This is a genomic window from Comamonas sp. (assembly GCF_009360615.1).
Taxonomy (GTDB): Bacteria; Pseudomonadota; Gammaproteobacteria; order Burkholderiales; family Burkholderiaceae_C; genus Comamonas.
The window spans coordinates 1-15,839 of the sequence record NZ_SPEY01000047.1 but is presented as its reverse complement, the minus strand read 5'-3'; the positions used below and the strand labels follow the sequence as shown (position 1 = coordinate 15,839).

Sequence of the window (15,839 nt, the reverse complement as noted above, 5' to 3'; positions counted from 1 at the left end):
GGCATCTCTACCAGATGGATCTGACCGGCCCGACGGCGCTGGTGCTGGGGGCCGAGGGCGATGGCATGCGCCAGCTGACCCGCAAGACCTGCGATGCGCTGGTCAGCATCCCCATGCAAGGCGCGGTGGAAAGCCTGAATGTGTCTGTCGCCAGCGGCGTGTGCCTGTACGAGGCATTGCGCCAGCGCCTGGCTTCGGCAGCGGCGATCAAGGCCTGAGCCGACTGGCCCGGTCACTGAATGCAAGGCGCGACGGCGAAAGCGGTCGCGCCTTTTTTGCGGGCGATCGTATCGCCCTCAGGCGGCGGGCAGATCGGCAGGGGTCGTGCAGCCCGGATTCAGCATGCGCTGTACGGTGCGTGCCAGCTCGCCGATGTCCATGGGCTTGCTCAGCACGGCATAGCGGCATTCCCGGGCCTGCGGCAGTTCGGCCTCTTCGCTGCTGGTCAGCAGGACGAGCGGAATGAGAATCTGCTTGCGCGCCAGCTCCTGCTGCATATTCGCGATGTTCAAAGGAGGCGGAAACTCATCGGCGGCGATGATGAGGTCCACCTTCATGCCGCTGTTGATGTAGCGCTGCGCGACTTCCGGCAAGTAGGCGGTCACGACCTGGTAGTCAAGGCCGTAAAGTACCTGGGCCATGGCATTGCGCGCGGCCAGGTCCGGCTCGATCAGCAAGATCGTTTCCTGCCGGCCTGCAGGGGTCGCGGCTTGCGGGCTTTGCGTCGCTGCCGGCTGTGCGCGCGGAAAGTACAGGCTCACGACGGTGCCCAGGCCCTGGGTGCTTTCGACTTCGATCAGGCCCTGGACATGGTCCATGAAGTTCTTGACCATGGGCAGCCCCAGGCCCGCACCTTTGCCCTCGGGTTTGGTGGTGAAGAACATATCGAAGATGCGGGCCTTGATCTCCTCGCTCATGCCCATGCCGTTGTCAGTCACGCTGACCATGACATAGTCGCCCGCATGCCCGGGGCGCTTGAGCAGCACGTTCTCTGCAGTCAGGGTGATCAGGCCGTGTTCTTCGGTGGCATCGCGCGCGTTGAGGCAGAGGTTGATCAGCGAGTTCTCGAAATAGAGCTTGTCCACGCTGATGGGCCAGATGCTGGCTGCCATGCGCAGCTGCAGTTCAGCGTTCTGGCCGACGGCCTTGCTCAGCAGGGGTTCCAGATCCTGCACCAGTGCACGGGGGTCGGCAGAGGCCAGCTGCATGGACTTGCGGCTGCTGAACCCGGTCAGATGCGATGCCAGGCTGCCTGCTTTCTGAATGGTGTTGAGGATCACATCCACATGCTCGAGCTGCTCGGGCTCGCCCAGCTGCCTTTCCAGCATGCCGGCATGCAGGCCCGTGATGAACAGCAGGTTCTTCATGTCATGCGCGACACCGGCGGACAGCTGGTTCACCATGCCCATTTTCTGGGCCTGGGCGAGGTAGGTCTCGGCCTGATCCAGTGCCTGCTGCTTGAGCCTCAGCTGATGGCTGAGCGTGGTGATCTGGTCGCGCAGCTGATTCTCGGACCGCCGGATGCTGTCGATGCCCAGATTGGCACCGACCCAGTAGAGGATCCTGCCCTGCGCATTCCTGACCGGAGACAGTGACGCAAAAAACCAGTGGAACTGGCCGTCGTGGCGTTTGATGCGGAGCCGGTATCCTGTCGGCTTTTCGGTGATCAGTGCGCGCGACAGCCCGGTGTTGACGGCGGCCAGGTCGTCGGGGTGCACGATATCGATCCAGATGCCTTCGCGCAGGCTCAGGGGGCGCACTTCCCGATAGGCATACTCATGCAGGGCACGGTTGAACCAGGTCACCTCCCCATGGGGGGTGGCCATCCAGATCTGATAGGGCAGGTGATCGAGGAAGGCCTCGAAGCGGTTGACATGGCCGAGACCGAGTTCGTCATCGGGCTCGGGCGATGCCGTGCCGGTCTGCAGCACATAGCACTGCACCGCCGGTATCGCCCCGTCATCCGCAATCGGTGAGAAATGCCAGAGCCCGGGCAGACCGGGCAGACGGGTCGTGGTCTCCCGGCCTGTTTCCAGGCATTGGCTGACAGCTTTTCTGGCCGACTCGAACATGTCGAGCGCCGGCGCTGCGGGGGATCGGCTGCCGGGCTGCAAAAGCCGCTGCATGGCCGGGTTGGCAAAGCGCATCTCCAGCGTTCCGGCATCGACGAGCGCCCATGCCAATGACGCAGGCCTCATGGCTTGCTGAAGTGCGAACAATCGGCCCGGCTCGTTCATGTGCTGGTATGGTGCAATATCAGGCAGAGCAGACACTCTGCACAGTGGTTCAAGTATTCCACGTTGCATCTGGATTTTTCGGGGGCATGGCCTTGGTTCAAGCACTGATTGACAATTCTTCGGCGTCCCTGGGTGCGATTGCCCGCGTGCGACGATGGCTCGGCGAGACGCAGCGGCTGGCCGTGCTTACCGGTGCCGGTGTCAGTGCCGAATCGGGAGTGCCCACGTTCAGGGATGCGGCAAGCGGCTACTGGGCCCGGTTCAATCCCGAGGAAATGGCCAGCGAGGCTGGATACCGCCGCGACCCGGCCCTTGTCTGGCGCTGGTACGAGCACCGGCGCGCCTTGCTTGCCGGGGCGGTTCCCAACGAGGGACATCTGTCGCTGGCGCGTTGGTCGCGCCGGTACCCGGGCCGGATGACGCTGATCACGCAGAATGTGGACGGGCTGCACCAGCAGGCGGGCAGCGAGGATGTGCTGAGCCTTCATGGCGAGCTGAACCGCAATCGCTGGCTGAGTCGCTGTTGTGCGTCATGCGATCTGGAGCATCCCGTGCCTGGCGAGCCGCCGCATTGCGCCGCCTGCGGCAATTTGCTGCGGCCTGACGTCGTCTGGTTCGGCGAGTCTTTGCCCCGCCAGACCTGGGCCCTTGCAGAGCAGGCGGCCGAGCAATGTCAGCTGATGCTGGTGATCGGCACATCGGGCGCCGTCTACCCGGCCGCAGGTCTGGCCCGGATCGCCAGGCGCAACAGCGCCCGTGTGGTCATCCTGAACCCCCATGCCAGCGAGCTGGACCCGGTGGCCGATCAGTTGATTGCCCTGCCATCGGCGCAGGCGTTGCCCTTGCTGCTGGCAAATCCAGAGGAGGGCTCTGAGCCGAGGCACCCCTGCTGACCCTTGCCTCTAGACCCAGCCCAGCGCACCCAGCGCCGCACCGGCAGCGAGCAGCCACAGGAGGTGAATGTGGCTGCGCCATACCAGCAGGGTGCACGCAAGGCTCAGCAGCCAGAGCCGCCAGTCCTTGCCGGGGCTGCCGCTGGCGCTGCCCAGCAACCAGCCGGTCGCCAGCAGCAGTCCGATCACCAGCGGAGCCATGCCCTGCTTGAAGGCGCGCACGCCGCGTTTGTCCCGGTTGCGCTGGCCCCAGCGCGAAGCCTGCCAGGTCAGCAGCGAACTGGGCAACAGAATGCCCACCATGCATATGGCAACACCGAGTGCACCCAGACCCCAGGCCACAGGGCCGGCACCGCCACCCGCATTCAGACCCACGTTCCAGCCCAGCAAGGCGATGAACAGCACATTGGGGCCGGGGGCTGCCTGGGCGATGGCGATGGAAGTGGTGAACTGGGTGTCCGACAGCCAGTGGTTTCCGTCGACCAGATAGCGGTGCATATCGGGCGCGGCAGTGATGGCCCCACCCACGGCCATCAGCGACAGCGTCAGGAAGTAGCCCAGCAGATGCAGCCAGTCCAGGGTCTGCAGATCGATCACCGGCGCGCTCATGCCAGCCTCCGGTAGGTCAGCACGCAGCCGCTGGCACCCACCAGCAGCAGGGCCCAGAACAGCGGCAGGCGCAGCACTGCGACCAGCACAAAGGCGGCAAAGGCCAGCCCTGCGCAGTACCATTTGCCCAGGGGGTGTCTGCGCAGCGTGCCGGCCAGCTTGAGGCCCATGCCTGCGACCAGCCCTGCCGCCACGGCGCCCATGCCGCGCAGGGCTCCGGCCACGGCCGGGTTGGCCGCGAACTGGGTGTAGACCAGAGTGAGGCTGATGACCACCAGCATGGGAAAGGTCAGCATGCCGCACAGTCCCACGAGGGCTCCGCGCCAGCCGAAGTAGCGTTCGCCCAGCATGATGGAGAGATTCACCACATTGGGCCCGGGCATGATCTGCGCCACCGCCCAATCCTCCATGAACTCCTCGTTGCTCAGCCATTGGCGTTTTTCGACCAGTTCGCGCTGCACCACGGCCAGCACGCCGCCAAAGCCCTGCAAGGCCAGCCAGGTCAGCGACCAGAAAAGTTCGCGCAGATGTACGGGGCGTGGCCGCTGGGCTGGCGGCAGGGATGGTGGGGCGGGTGCGCTCATGGAAACGGCTTCGGGGCCTCTGGAGAAAGTGATGGCGATCAGCCGTGCATGCTAATGCGGGCGCCCGTGGCCGGATAGGTGCCAGCCATCTCCAGTCGAGAAGGGCGTATCGATCACTTTGATGGCTCCCGTTGCCAGACCGCAACGCATGAGCGGCGCAGAGAGCGCGGCGGATCTGTTCGAGACCGGCGTCGTCAGCCTCCAGCCGCCGGTTGTCCTTCATACCGGGTGAGAACCTCGGTCAGTTTGCTGTCGATCGCTCGGCATGCCGCAGAGGCAACCCGCCCTGCAGCCGGGCTGTCGCGGGCTTTGCCCGGCCCTGAGCCTGCGAGCCGGCGGCAGCGGTGTTCAGCGCTTGGCGGGCGCCGGGGTGCCGGGCGGCAGGTGCTTGTCGGCAGGGGCGGGCTGCTGCGCCTGCTTGAGATCGATTCGCCTGGCCGTGATCCTGGCCACGCACTCGAGTTTTTGCAGATCCCTGGCCGTCAGGCTTTCGTCGGCGGCCTGGCTGAAGCAGCACAGCGTGCCGTAGACCGTGCCGCTGGCCAGCACGATGGGGACGCTCAGATGGGCGCCCACACGAAAAGGAGTTGCCGGAAGCCTGGCAAAGGCCGGGTGGGTGGCTGCATCGTGGACCAGGCCCGGCAATGTGCCCTCGAGCACGCACTGGCAGAACGACTCTTCCAGAGGGCCGCCTTCGCCGGTGGCGATCCATTCCTTGCCGGGTGCGGTATCGACATGCTGGAACATCCGCTGGCCATTGCGGATCTCGGAAACGAAAATCACCTCCATACCGAGGTGCTGGCGCAGCTCGTGCAGGACCAGGCGCACGTTTTCATCGACCAGTTCGTCGCTCTGGTCTGCCGTGGCCAGCAACAATTCGCTGACCTGTACCTCCAGTGCCTCGGGTGCGTAGTCCCAGTTGTGAATCGCCATCTCTCAAACCTCTGAATGTCGCGCAGAAAACCTCGGGCCATTGTGGCCGAGTCGACAGGGGTCTCGAGTGAACAAGTCGCAGGACTTCACCGGCAATTCCGGTCTGCCACCGGCTGGACACTGCTGTCGGTCGCGTGTGCCCGGCCGGTCTGGGTCTGGATCAGCGCCAGCACCTGGGCATGCAGCTCGGCGGGGACGGCGACCAGCTCCATATTCAGTACTCGGGCCATCTCCTGCAGGGTGGAAAAGCGGGGGTCGACATCGCCGGTTTCCGTGCGCTGCACGGCCATGCGCGAGAGGCCGGCGCGTTCGGCGAGATCGGCCTGGGTGATGCGGGCGGCCTTGCGGGCCTGGGCCAGAGTCGTGATGAGTTCGGAAGTCATGCGTATTAATATACTCTTTGTAGCGCGGTGCAGACGCGTGGTGACGGCTGCAGAGCGTCTCCTGCGGTCAGGCCGATCGCCGCAGGCCGCCATGCCGCTGCCATACTGCGAGGGCATGGTGGTGATGGTTCCCGCAACAACAGGAGTGCGCAATTGGATTGGATAGCAATGCAGCTGAGCCACGAGAGCGTCAAGCTCTGGCTTTCCGTGGGGTGGTCGCTGTATGTCATCGTGGTGGGCGTCTGGATTTTGCTGCAGCGCAGTCAGCCGATTGCCACGTTGAGCTGGCTGTTGTCCATGGCAGCGCTGCCCGTGGTGGGGCTGCTGGTCTATTACTACTTCGGTCCGCAACGCATGAAGCGCCAGCGTATCAAGCGGCTGCGCTCGCGCAAGCGGTCCCGTGTGCGCAACAGCATGCAAAAGCTCAGGGAGCGCATTCCGGCTCAGCAGGAGCGCCTGCGCCAGGTGGCGCGGCTGGTCGGCATGACCAGCGATTTCCCGGTAAGTACGGCCACGTCCATGCAGCTGCTGGTGGGAGGAGCTGTGACCTTTGATGCGATTGCCGAGGCCGTCAGCGCCGCTCGCCACCATGTGCATCTGGAGTACTACATCTATGAGCCCGATCAGACCGGCACGGCATTGCGTGACTTGCTGATCGAGAAGGCCCTTGAGGGCGTGCAGGTGCGTTTGCTGGTGGATGCGCTGGGCTCCAAGAGGCTGGGGCGCCAATTTCTGGAACCGCTGCAGCGGGCCGGGGCCGAAGTGCTGCGCTTTCACGATGCCAAGATAGGGCGTCGACTGCGACCCGTGGTCAACTTTCGCACCCACCGAAAGATACTGGTCTGCGATGGCAAGGTGGGCTTTACGGGCGGCGTGAACGTAACCGATGAAGAGAACCATCGCATTCGTGAAGATGCCTATCACGACGTGCATATCCGGGTCGAGGGCTGCGTCGTCAACTGGCTGCAGACGGTGTTTCTCGAAGACTGGGCCTACACCCGCAGCGATGATCCGCAGCGCCTGCCCGAGGATCTTGACGACCTGTTGCCCGACTGCGAAGACGGGCCCATCCCCATGCAGGTCGTGACCTCGGGGCCTGACGATCAACTGGACGCCATCTACCGTGCCTACCTGGCGGCCATCAATGCGGCCCAGCAGCGCATCTTGCTGACCACGCCGTATTTTGTACCGACGGAAGGCGCGCTGACGGCCCTCACCAATGCCGCGCTGCGCGGCGTGGAGGTTCGTATCCTCGTGCCCAAGAAGTCGGATTCGCTATTGGTGACGGCTGCAGCGCGCTCCTATTTTGACGAGCTGATCCGCTGCGGCGTCCACATCTATGAATATGCGGCCAGCATGCTGCACTCCAAGACCTTGGTGGTCGACGACAATATGGCCATGATCGGTACGGCCAATTTTGACTATCGCAGCTTTTTCCTCAACTACGAGGTCTGCGTGATCGGCTACGGGCCCGAGCTGAATCAGGCCATTGCCGCCCAGTTCGAGGCCGACCTGGGGCAGGCCCGAGTGGTTCAATATCGCAGCGAGAAAGGTTTGCGGCGACGACTGTTCGGTTCCGTGGCCCGCTTGACATCGCCGCTGCTGTGATGAGTGAGACGATGACTCCCGGTGTGGACGCTCTGGCGCTGTGGCGCCTGCAGGACTGGGTGCATGCGCATCCGCGCTTGGTGGTCATTGGTGGCGCCGGGTGCAGCACCGAAGTCGGCATCCCGGACTATCGCGACCGCAACGGGCAATGGAAGCGCCCGCAGCCGGTGACCTATCAGGCCTTCATGGGCGACGTGCTGGTACGTCAGCGCTACTGGGCGCGTTCCATGCTGGGCTGGCGCGTGATGGGCCAGGCGCGCCCGGGTGCCGCTCACCATGCACTGGCGCGGCTGGAGCAGCAAGGCCGGCTGGAGTTGCTGATCACCCAGAATGTCGATGGCCTGCATGACGCGGCCGGTAGCCGTAGCATCGTGGATCTGCACGGGCGCATCGACACCGTGCGTTGCATGGACTGCGGCAGGCGCTCTGCCCGTGCCGATCTGCAGGAGCGGCTGTTGGCGCTGAACCCGGCCTGGGCCGAGCTGTACGCGGCTCCTGCCCCCGACGGCGATGCCGATCTGCAAGGGCAGGATTTCACCCGGTTTTCCGTTCCGGCCTGCCCGCATTGCGGCACGGGCCTGATCAAACCCGACGTGGTGTTCTTCGGAGAGTCCGTGCCCCGGGAGCGCGTGCAGGCCTGCATGGCTGCCGTGGCCCGGGCCGATGCGCTGCTGATCGCCGGCTCTTCGTTGATGGTGTATTCGGGCTATCGCTTTGTGCTGGCCGCGCATCAGCAGGGCAAGTCCGTCGTGGCGATCAATCAGGGGGTGACGCGAGCCGATGCATTGCTGGACTTCAAGGTGGAAGCCGATGTGGGGCAGGTCCTGACGAGCCTGAGCTGCTAGCCGGCCCCCGGGAGGGACCAGGCCGGGACGCGCTGCCCAAGGCCCAGGTGCTGCTGAGCGACGGTCCGTCCGAAGACGCCATCGCCCAGCTCGATCTGTTTGACCGCTTGCAACTGCAGTCCGTCATTGCCGTCTGCCGCGCATCGACCACGCTGTCCGATGCGGGTTGCAAACTGTTTGACCAGTCGCGTCGGCAAAAAGCCGTGGCCAACGATGCAGACCGGCTGCGCAGATTTCTGCACAGATTCGGTTTGAATCGGGCGCGGCTCACACAAACATATTGATAGCTGCTCGCGCTTTATCCATAGGTGCCAAAGGCCTAAAGGGCTTTAAGTTGATGGGACGCAGCCGCAAGCCGTGCCGGTTCACAGGCATACTTCGGGCCCATGGCTCATACCTTCTTCTGGCACGACTACGAAACCTTTGGCGCCCAGCCGCGCTACGACCGCCCGGCGCAGTTTGCGGGCATACGCACGGATGACCAGCTCAACGAAATCGGCGAGCCCGTGATGTGGTATTGCCAGCCGGCCAACGACTATCTGCCCGACCCGCAATCCTGCCTGATCACGGGCATCACGCCCCAGCGTGCGCTGCAGGAAGGCGTTGCCGAGCATGCGTTTGCAGCGCTGATCGAGGCCGAGCTGTCGCAGGCCGGTACGGTGGGCGTGGGCTACAACACCATTCGTTTTGACGACGAGATCACGCGCTTCATGTTCTGGCGCAATCTCATCGACCCCTATGCGCGCGAGTGGCAGAACGGCTGCGGACGCTGGGATCTGCTGGACGTGGTGCGCATGGTCTATGCGCTGCGTCCCGACGGCATTCACTGGCCGACCAGGGAGGATGGCACGCCCAGCTTCAAACTCGAGGACCTGGCCCGCGCCAATGGACTGCTGCATGAACACGCCCACGATGCGCTGAGCGATGTGCGCGCCACGATTGCCCTGGCCCGGCTGATTCGCGAAAAGCAGCCGCGGCTTTTCGATTTCGCCTTCGGGCTGCACAAAAAGGAAGGCGCTCTGCGCGAAATGGGCCTGCCCGCCACGCAGGAGCACGCGCGCCCTTTCCTGCATGTGACCGGCATGATCAGTCCCGCGCGCGGCTGTCTGGCCGTGATGTGGCCCCTGGCCACGCATCCGACGAACAAGAACGAGGTGATCTGCTGGGATCTGGCGGCCGACCCGAGCGAGCTTTCGGGCATCAGCATCGAAGACCTGCGCCTGCGTTTGTTCACGCGCCAGGCCGAACTGCCCGAGGGCGTGACCCGTCTGCCCATCAAGAGCATCCACGTCAACAAGTCGCCCATGGTAGTGGGAAGCCTCAAGACCCTGAGCCCGGCCATGGCCGAAAAATGGGGAGTGGACATGGCGCTGGCGATGCAGCATGCGGCGATTGCCCGCGACCTGCCCGATATGAGCGGGCAATGGAAGGCCGTCTTCACGCGCGAGGCAGGAGAGCCGCTGGATGCCGACCAGGACCTGTATGGCGGCTTCGTGGGCAATGAAGATCGCCGTCGTCTGGAGCGCATCAAGCGCCTCTCGCCACAGGAGCTGGCGCTGGACAAGACCGGCTTTGACGACGCACGCCTGACCGAGCTGGTCTGGCGCTACCGTGCGCGCAACTTCCCGCAGACCCTCGATGCCGGCGAGCAGCAACGCTGGGAGCAGCACCGTGCCGCCTGCCTGATCGAAGGTCAGGGCGGGGCACGCACGGCGGAACAGATGTTCGCCATGATCGACAGCCTGTCCGAAACCGCCGACGAGCGCGCCGAGGAGATTCTGGGCGAGCTCTACGACTATGCCGACGCCATGGTGCCTGAGGTCTGAAGCCTCGGCGGTGGCTGGCTCAATGCCGGCCTAGCGTTTGGGCAGGATGTCCAGCTCTGCTGCGGTAGGCAGGAAGCTGCCGTTCCATACGGCGTTGGCCGGCACCGGGTTCTTGGTGGCATAGGCCTTGGCAACCTGCTCGGCCATCCTGGCCAGACGCTCGGTGCGCAACTGGCCAAAGCCTTCAACGCGAGCGCCGGGGCTGTCAATGGCGGTCTCGATCGTCAGCTTCAGGCGTTTGACCTCCTGCGGCACGTTGACCAGCCCGTCCTTGGCTTTCATGGACGCAATGGCGGCTTCGGGATTGGCAATGCCTTCCCTGGCTCCACGCGCAAAGGCCTTGAGGAAGGCGCGTACGGCCTCCGGTTTTTCGGCAATCAGCCTGGGACTGGCGATGATCACATTGCCGTAGAGCTGAACGCCGTGCGTGGCGTAGGGCAGGACCACCACATCCTCGCGCTTGATGCCGCGGGCCTCCAGATTGAGCAGGCTGGTGAAGGTATAGCCGGTGACGGCATCCAGGTCGCCGCGCGCCAGCATGGTTTCTCGCAGCTGCGGCTCCATGGTGCTCCATTGCACCTCGCCCACGCCATTGGCCTGGGCGAAGATGGGGAAGGTGCGGCGGCCGGCGTCAAAGATGGGGGCTCCCATTTTCTTGCCCGTCAGGTCGGCGGCCTTGGTGATGCCCGACTTCCTGAGTGCCATCACCGAGGCCGGCGTGGTGTTGTAGATCACCATGATCGCCACGGGCTTGATGGGCGCGTCGGGGTTGTTGGCGTGGAATTCCATCAGTGCGGCGAGGTCGGCAAAGCCCAGATCATGGGTGCCTGAGGCCACGCGCTGGATGGCGCCTGCGCCGCTGGCGGCCTCCACATTCACATCCAGACCGGCCTGTTTGAAATAGCCTTTTTGCTCGGGATGGACGAACAGGGCTGCAGGTCCTTCGAAGCGCCAGTCCAGCTGGAACTTGAGCGGCGTGTCCGCTGCCTGGGCAGTGCCCCAGCTCAGGGCTGCAGCGACCGTGGCGGCCTGAAGAAAGGTTCGTTTGCGCATATGACTCCTTGGTTTATCGATGGCGAAGGGACTGCTGCCTGTGCGCAAGATCGATGCCAATGTGTATACAAAGCGTGAACCGCTGGAGAGGGCACTGCGACGGTGCGTCCCGGACCTGCATGTCCGGCTCTGGTGCATGGGGCGCCTGCGATGGTGCGTGGCCGTGCGCAGATCGAGCGCGGATCAGCTGGAGGCGTCCGGCATGAATATTGCACTCCTGTACAGCTTCAGGGCTGCTGCTGATTGCGCAGCCTGCTATCGAATCCATACCAGATCCGCCGCCAGGGCGAGAACGGCTACAAGGGCCGGGAGAGACTGCAATGACCGAAATTGATTTTGCGCAACTGGACACCTATGCCCGCTACAAGCTGATGGCCAGCCTGATCGTGCCGCGCCCGATCGCACTCGTGACCACGCTGGGTGTCGATGGCACGGTGAACGCGGCGCCTTTCAGCATGTTCAACATGATGGGCGAGGACCCGCCGGTGGTCATGCTCAGCGTCAACAAGCGCCAGGATATGGCGCAGAAGGACACGGCCGCCAATATCCTGCGCACGGGCGAGTTCGTGGTGCACATCACCGACGAGGCCATGGCCGCCGCCATGCACCGCTGCGGCGACAGCCTGCCGCCCGAGCACAGCGAGTTGCAGCACACAGGCCTGACAGCGACTCCGTCGCAGAGCGTGCAGCCGCCGCGCATTACCCAGGCGCCAGTGGCCTTTGAATGCGTGTTGCACGAGACGCTGGAGACCGATAGCCGCTATGTCTTTATCGGCCGCGTGCAGTGGCTGGCCGTGCGCGAAGGGCTGGTGGACACCGAGAAATGGCGGGTGCGTCTGCAGGAGTTCTTCCCCGTGGGGCGCTTCGGGGCCAGCTTCTACGTCAACTGCCGCGACCGCTTTGCCGTCGAGGCCCATGAGGGCAGGGCGCCCGCGCTGAGCGCCACGGCCAGCACGGTCATCGACGAGATGTAGACCTGTTCAGGTGGTCCGCTGCAGATTGCTGCGGGCCTGGGCCTCCAGCAGTTGCCGAAAGTGCGGTGTGGCATAGATGAAGGCCTGGTCCAGAAAGCCGCGCAGCACCTGCCTGCGCTTGAAGCCATAGACCAGACGCGGCACCCAGGCATATTCGGCGGCGACCTGACGGTCGTATTCGGCAAAACGTTCGGGGTCGGCACCCAGAATCGCCAGATCGATATCGACCAGCAACCTGGCATCGGCCTGCGTGGGTGTGGCGGTGTGGCAGGTTGCCATGATCAGCTCATGCACCCGACGGCAGCAGGCCTCGGGCGCGCCACTGTCCTGCAGTGCCTGAGCTGCCCAGTCGGCGCTGCGCAGCTCGTTGTCGCCGGCCTTGAGGTCGTAGACGGCATCGTGAAACCAGAGTGCCACAGCCACTTCGCCGGGCCGCTGCGCCTGTTCCCAGACGCAGTCGAGCTGACCCAGGCATTCGGCCAGATGCTGCTGGGTGTGATAGTGGCGCTGGGGCTCGGCCCAGGCCGCCAGAAGGCGCTGCTGCAGATCTGCGGGCGGCGTCAGCCCCAGGGCTTGCCACGTGCGCTGCCAGGAAGATTGAAACAGGGCTGCTGTGGAGTCCATGGTTTTGCTCTTTCTCTCTGACTGATTGGATCGAAAACGGCTTGCAACGCTTGTCAGTTCTGGGCGTCATCCAAAAAACTGATAGCAGACCACGATGGCGGCGACCACGCCGGCCAGCTCGGCCAGCAGCGCGCAGGGCACGGCATGGCGCGCGCGTTGAATGCCCACCGCACCAAAGTAGACCGCCAGCACGTAGAACGTGGTTTCGGTGCTGCCCTGGATCGTGGCGGCAGCCAGAGCTGCGAAACTGTCCACGCCCTGGCTTTGCATGGTCTCGATCAGCATGGCACGGGCCGCGCTGCCGGAAAAGGGCTTGACCAGCGCCGTGGGCAGGGCATCGACGAAGCGGGCATCCATGCCCAGCACGTCCACCGTCCAGCGGATGGCCGACAGCACATATTCCAGTGCCCCAGAGGCGCGAAACACGCCCACGGCGCACAGCATGGCGACCAGATAGGGAAGCAGGTTCCTGGCCACATCAAATCCCTCCTTGGCGCCCTCGATAAAGCTGTCGTACACGGCCACCTTGCGCAGTGCTCCCAGGCCCACGAACAGCACGATTAGCGAAAACAGGGTGAGATTGCCCATCAGCGAGGAAAGCTGGGCCAGCGCCGCTGCGCTGAGTGTGGCCAGAAACGCCATGAAAGCCGCCAGCGCCAGTCCTACGGGCAGCAGATAGGCCAGCACCACGGGGCTGAACAGCGGCAGCCGCTGCACGAGGGCGACGCTGAGCAGCCCGACCAGCGTGGAGGCGGATGTGGCCAGCAGAATCGGCAGGAAGACCAGGGTCGGATCGGCGGCTCCCTGCTGCATGCGATACATGAAGATGGTGACCGGCAGCAGCGTCAGCGACGAGGCATTGAGCACGAGAAACAGAATCTGCGCATTGGTCGCGGTGTCGGGCTTCGGGTTCAGTTCCTGCAGCGCGCGCATGGCCTTGAGGCCCATGGGCGTGGCCGCATTGTCCAGGCCCAGGCCGTTGGCGGCAAAGTTCAGCGTGATCAGTCCGAGCGCGGGGTGGCCGCGCGGCACCTCGGGCATGAGCTTGGCAAACAGCGGGCCCAGAATTTTTGCCAGCCACTCGACCACGCCCGCCTTTTCTGCAATGCGCAGAAAGCCCAGCCACAGCGTGAGCGTGCCAAACAGCAGCACCATCACTTCGACCGACAGCCTGGCCATGGCGAACAGGGCCTGAACCATGGATGAGAATACCTGGGCCTGACCGCCCAGCAGCCATTGCGCGAGCGCAGCCACTGCTGCAACGAGAAAAAAGCCGAGCCACAAGGCATTGAGCATATGAGCGCCTGTTTTGTTCTGCTGCCGATTGTGGCGCGAAACCAGGGGCGCGATGGCACACTGTGGCTCCTTGGTTGCCCGGGTGAGCATGGCGGACCCTCAGATGTTTTGAATCAGACAGGGACAGTGGACGGATGACAGCAAAGCAAGTTCTGTGGGAGCAGCCTTATGGCCGGGGGCTGGCCCTGTTGATGTGTCTGTTCGGTTTTCTTGGCCTGATGAGCGGGTGGATGCTGCTGGAGGCCGATTTATCCGACGGCTGGCGTACTGCCGCCAGGATTCAGTGGGCGCTGGTGCTGCAGGCCATGCTGGCGCTGAACTCGGCCATGTGCTTCACGCTGGTGTGGCTGCTGTGGACGCGCAATCGCGCGGCTTTGCTGTTGGGCGCTCTTTACGTGGTGCTCGGCGTGGTAAGCCAGGCCGGCATGTTCTTGTATGTCGGCAGGCTCGGCAGCCAGGTCGATATGCTGTCGTTGGGCTTGTGGCTGGGAGAGGCCATCTTCTGGCTCTGCATTGTGGGCTATCTCTACGGGCTCAAAAGCCGCGGCGTGCTGCGCTGATTCGAGCTCAAGGCTTTGCCAGCACGCGCATCAATTGCCCATTGGACGAGTCGGTGAGCAGGTACAGCAGGCCGTCCGGTCCCTGGCGCACATCGCGCACGCGCTGGCCCAGGCGCGGCAGCAGCACTTCGGTGGCGGTGACCTTGCCATCGGCAATCTGCAGGCGCTGCAACTGCATGGCCTTGAGCGCACCCGTGATGAACGAGCCTTTCCAGGCCACGCCATAGCGCTCGCTGCTCAGATAGGCGAGCCCCGAAGTGGCAATCGACGGTACCCAGTAATGCCGGGGTTGCTCCATGCCTGTTTTTTCGGTGATGCCGGCACCGATCTTGCCGCCGCCATAGTTTTCGCCGTAGGTAATGACGGGCCAGCCGTAATTCTTGCCCGGCTCGATGCGGTTGAGTTCATCGCCGCCCTGCGGGCCATGTTCTGTCATCCAGAGTTCGTCATTCGGTCCCAGTGCGGCGCCCTGGCTGTTGCGGTGGCCATAGCTCCAGATTTCGGCCAGCGCATCGGGCCTGCCCGCAAAGGGGTTGTCGCGAGGCACGCTGCCATCCTTGTTGACGCGCACGATCTTGCCCAGATGGGTCTGCAGGCTCTGCGCCTCCTGCATGGCCTTGTAGCGCTCGCCCAGACTCAGAAACAGCGATCCGTCGGGCTTGCCGTTCACCTTGCGTTCCACGATGCGGCAGCCGAAGTGCAGGGCCGAATCGATCTTTGGACGCTGGCTGAACAGAATCTGCACGTTTTCCAGGGCGCTGGCGTCGGCCGATAGCCGGGCTTTGGCCATGGCCGTGCTGTTCTTGCCCCGGTCCGCACCCTGACCCGGCTCCGAGAAGCAGAAATAGAGCTGGCGGTTGCTGGCAAAGTCGCTGTCCAGCACCACGTCCAGCAGGCCGCCTTGCCCGGCGGCGGCGATGGCAGGAAGACCCTTGATAGGGGAGTTGAGCCTGCCTCCGGCCTCCACAATGCGCATGCGGCCGGGGCGCTCCGTGACCAGATAGCGTCCGTCCGGCAAAAAGGCCAGTGCCCAGGGGTGCTCCAGCCCCGTTGCCACGGTTTGCGTGCCCAGCTCGGTGGTCGCCAGGGCCTGCGAGCCGAGCAGGGTCAGCATGCTGCAGGCGACGGCTTGAATGGTGATACGGTGCATTTTTTCCTCCTGGGTGGGCGCTCAGCCGCTTGCTGTTTGCCTGTATTTATGACCCGGACTTGATGCAGTTTGCCGACAAAAGATTGCGCGCAGGTGTATAAATCCGGCTTTTGCTCGCCGATATTTTGGCGGGCGGCTTGCGTGTGCATAGCGCGGGTTTTGACAACATTCAACAAGGAACGCAGCCATGGGCGCGCAATGGAAAGCAAAGGGCAAGGCGCTGGTCGCCGATGCCAAGGGTAAGCTGTTTGGCAAGCTGGTCAA

General features: G+C 64.1%; 16 protein-coding genes and 1 pseudogene. 8 read left to right on the top strand and 9 right to left on the bottom strand.

Annotated features, from left to right (window positions below; all coding sequences use genetic code 11):
* A partial coding sequence (locus tag E2583_RS13985) for a TrmH family RNA methyltransferase (RefSeq protein ID WP_291596668.1) occupies window positions 1-218 on the top strand: 218 nt, incomplete at its 5' end.
* 78 nt (window positions 219-296) lie between these two features.
* On the opposite strand, the gene E2583_RS13980 is transcribed toward E2583_RS13985, so the two are convergent.
* Complete coding sequence (locus E2583_RS13980; protein WP_291596666.1) at window positions 297-2,183, bottom strand: hybrid sensor histidine kinase/response regulator; 1,887 nt, start codon at window positions 2,181-2,183, stop codon at window positions 297-299.
* Window positions 2,184-2,323: 140 nt separating this feature from the next.
* Between E2583_RS13980 and E2583_RS13975 the strand changes: the two genes are divergently transcribed.
* Entirely contained in the window at window positions 2,324-3,130 is an 807-nt protein-coding gene (locus tag E2583_RS13975; protein ID WP_291596663.1) for an NAD-dependent deacylase, read from the top strand.
* A gap of 9 nt (window positions 3,131-3,139) precedes the next feature.
* On the opposite strand, the gene E2583_RS13970 is transcribed toward E2583_RS13975, so the two are convergent.
* The 4 genes from E2583_RS13970 to E2583_RS13955 all read right to left on the bottom strand — a co-directional run bounded on the left by E2583_RS13970 (window position 3,140) and on the right by E2583_RS13955 (window position 5,639).
* The gene (locus tag E2583_RS13970) at window positions 3,140-3,739 is read right to left on the bottom strand and encodes a chromate transporter (protein WP_291596661.1); all 600 of its coding nucleotides are present in this window, start codon (window positions 3,737-3,739) and stop codon (window positions 3,140-3,142) included.
* Window positions 3,736-4,323 carry a chromate transporter gene (locus E2583_RS13965; RefSeq protein WP_291596659.1) on the bottom strand — a complete coding sequence of 196 codons (588 nt, stop codon included), beginning with the start codon at window positions 4,321-4,323 and terminating at the stop codon, window positions 3,736-3,738. The genes E2583_RS13970 and E2583_RS13965 overlap by 4 nt, the downstream gene beginning before the upstream one ends.
* A 348-nt stretch (window positions 4,324-4,671) precedes the next feature.
* Entirely contained in the window at window positions 4,672-5,256 is a 585-nt protein-coding gene (locus E2583_RS13960; protein ID WP_291596657.1) for a GAF domain-containing protein, read from the bottom strand.
* An 86-nt stretch (window positions 5,257-5,342) separates the two neighbouring features.
* The gene (locus tag E2583_RS13955) at window positions 5,343-5,639 is read right to left on the bottom strand and encodes a helix-turn-helix transcriptional regulator (RefSeq protein ID WP_291596654.1); all 297 of its coding nucleotides are present in this window, start codon (window positions 5,637-5,639) and stop codon (window positions 5,343-5,345) included.
* Between the two features lie 153 nt (window positions 5,640-5,792).
* Between E2583_RS13955 and cls the strand changes: the two genes are divergently transcribed.
* The 4 genes and pseudogenes from cls (at window position 5,793) to sbcB (ending at window position 9,918) form a co-directional block, all read left to right on the top strand.
* Window positions 5,793-7,247, top strand: coding sequence for a cardiolipin synthase (cls, locus tag E2583_RS13950; protein ID WP_291596652.1), 1,455 nt, complete (start codon window positions 5,793-5,795; stop codon window positions 7,245-7,247).
* Complete coding sequence (locus E2583_RS13945) at window positions 7,247-8,092, top strand: NAD-dependent protein deacetylase (RefSeq protein WP_291596650.1); 846 nt, start codon at window positions 7,247-7,249, stop codon at window positions 8,090-8,092. The genes cls and E2583_RS13945 overlap by 1 nt, the downstream gene beginning before the upstream one ends.
* Before the next feature lie 74 nt (window positions 8,093-8,166).
* Window positions 8,167-8,376, top strand: a pseudogene (locus tag E2583_RS13940) (sigma 54-dependent transcriptional regulator); the annotation flags it as partial.
* 102 nt (window positions 8,377-8,478) lie between these two features.
* A complete protein-coding gene (gene sbcB, locus E2583_RS13935; protein ID WP_291596648.1) occupies window positions 8,479-9,918 on the top strand; it encodes an exodeoxyribonuclease I in 1,440 nt (479 codons plus the stop codon).
* Window positions 9,919-9,948: 30 nt separating this feature from the next.
* On the opposite strand, the gene E2583_RS13930 is transcribed toward sbcB, so the two are convergent.
* On the bottom strand, window positions 9,949-10,971 hold the full coding sequence (locus E2583_RS13930) for an ABC transporter substrate-binding protein (RefSeq protein WP_291596646.1): 1,023 nt from the start codon (window positions 10,969-10,971) through the stop codon (window positions 9,949-9,951).
* A gap of 320 nt (window positions 10,972-11,291) precedes the next feature.
* On the opposite strand from E2583_RS13930, the gene E2583_RS13925 reads away from it, so the two are divergent.
* Entirely contained in the window at window positions 11,292-11,945 is a 654-nt protein-coding gene (locus tag E2583_RS13925; RefSeq protein WP_291596644.1) for a flavin reductase family protein, read from the top strand.
* A gap of 6 nt (window positions 11,946-11,951) precedes the next feature.
* Here E2583_RS13925 and E2583_RS13920 read toward each other — a convergent pair whose 3' ends face one another.
* Window positions 11,952-12,569 carry an N-methyl-D-aspartate receptor NMDAR2C subunit gene (locus E2583_RS13920; protein ID WP_291596642.1) on the bottom strand — a complete coding sequence of 206 codons (618 nt, stop codon included), beginning with the start codon at window positions 12,567-12,569 and terminating at the stop codon, window positions 11,952-11,954.
* 66 nt (window positions 12,570-12,635) lie between these two features.
* Window positions 12,636-13,865 (bottom strand): nucleoside recognition domain-containing protein, encoded by a 1,230-nt coding sequence (locus E2583_RS13915; RefSeq protein WP_291596640.1) that lies wholly within the window; start codon window positions 13,863-13,865, stop codon window positions 12,636-12,638.
* A gap of 134 nt (window positions 13,866-13,999) precedes the next feature.
* Here E2583_RS13915 and E2583_RS13910 point away from each other — a divergent pair, with 134 nt between their 5' ends.
* Window positions 14,000-14,425, top strand: a complete 426-nt coding sequence (locus tag E2583_RS13910; RefSeq protein ID WP_291596638.1) for a virulence factor MviN — start codon at window positions 14,000-14,002, stop codon at window positions 14,423-14,425.
* Window positions 14,426-14,432: 7 nt separating this feature from the next.
* On the opposite strand, the gene E2583_RS13905 is transcribed toward E2583_RS13910, so the two are convergent.
* Window positions 14,433-15,575 (bottom strand): PQQ-dependent sugar dehydrogenase, encoded by a 1,143-nt coding sequence (locus E2583_RS13905; protein WP_291596636.1) that lies wholly within the window; start codon window positions 15,573-15,575, stop codon window positions 14,433-14,435.
* Window positions 15,576-15,839: the final 264 nt, after the last annotated feature.

What these genes read in the sequence shown, in the direction of transcription:
- E2583_RS13975 (WP_291596663.1), top strand. Translation starts at nt 2,324, where the DNA reads ATGGCCTTGGTTCAAGCACTGATTGACAATTCTTCGGCGTCCCTGGGT.
- E2583_RS13970 (WP_291596661.1), bottom strand. Translation starts at nt 3,739, where the DNA reads ATGAGCGCGCCGGTGATCGATCTGCAGACCCTGGACTGGCTGCATCTG.
- E2583_RS13965 (WP_291596659.1), bottom strand. Translation starts at nt 4,323, where the DNA reads ATGAGCGCACCCGCCCCACCATCCCTGCCGCCAGCCCAGCGGCCACGC.
- E2583_RS13960 (WP_291596657.1), bottom strand. Translation starts at nt 5,256, where the DNA reads ATGGCGATTCACAACTGGGACTACGCACCCGAGGCACTGGAGGTACAG.
- E2583_RS13955 (WP_291596654.1), bottom strand. Translation starts at nt 5,639, where the DNA reads ATGACTTCCGAACTCATCACGACTCTGGCCCAGGCCCGCAAGGCCGCC.
- E2583_RS13945 (WP_291596650.1), top strand. Translation starts at nt 7,247, where the DNA reads ATGAGTGAGACGATGACTCCCGGTGTGGACGCTCTGGCGCTGTGGCGC.
- sbcB (WP_291596648.1), top strand. Translation starts at nt 8,479, where the DNA reads ATGGCTCATACCTTCTTCTGGCACGACTACGAAACCTTTGGCGCCCAG.
- E2583_RS13930 (WP_291596646.1), bottom strand. Translation starts at nt 10,971, where the DNA reads ATGCGCAAACGAACCTTTCTTCAGGCCGCCACGGTCGCTGCAGCCCTG.
- E2583_RS13925 (WP_291596644.1), top strand. Translation starts at nt 11,292, where the DNA reads ATGACCGAAATTGATTTTGCGCAACTGGACACCTATGCCCGCTACAAG.
- E2583_RS13920 (WP_291596642.1), bottom strand. Translation starts at nt 12,569, where the DNA reads ATGGACTCCACAGCAGCCCTGTTTCAATCTTCCTGGCAGCGCACGTGG.
- E2583_RS13915 (WP_291596640.1), bottom strand. Translation starts at nt 13,865, where the DNA reads ATGCTCAATGCCTTGTGGCTCGGCTTTTTTCTCGTTGCAGCAGTGGCT.
- E2583_RS13910 (WP_291596638.1), top strand. Translation starts at nt 14,000, where the DNA reads ATGACAGCAAAGCAAGTTCTGTGGGAGCAGCCTTATGGCCGGGGGCTG.
- E2583_RS13905 (WP_291596636.1), bottom strand. Translation starts at nt 15,575, where the DNA reads ATGCACCGTATCACCATTCAAGCCGTCGCCTGCAGCATGCTGACCCTG.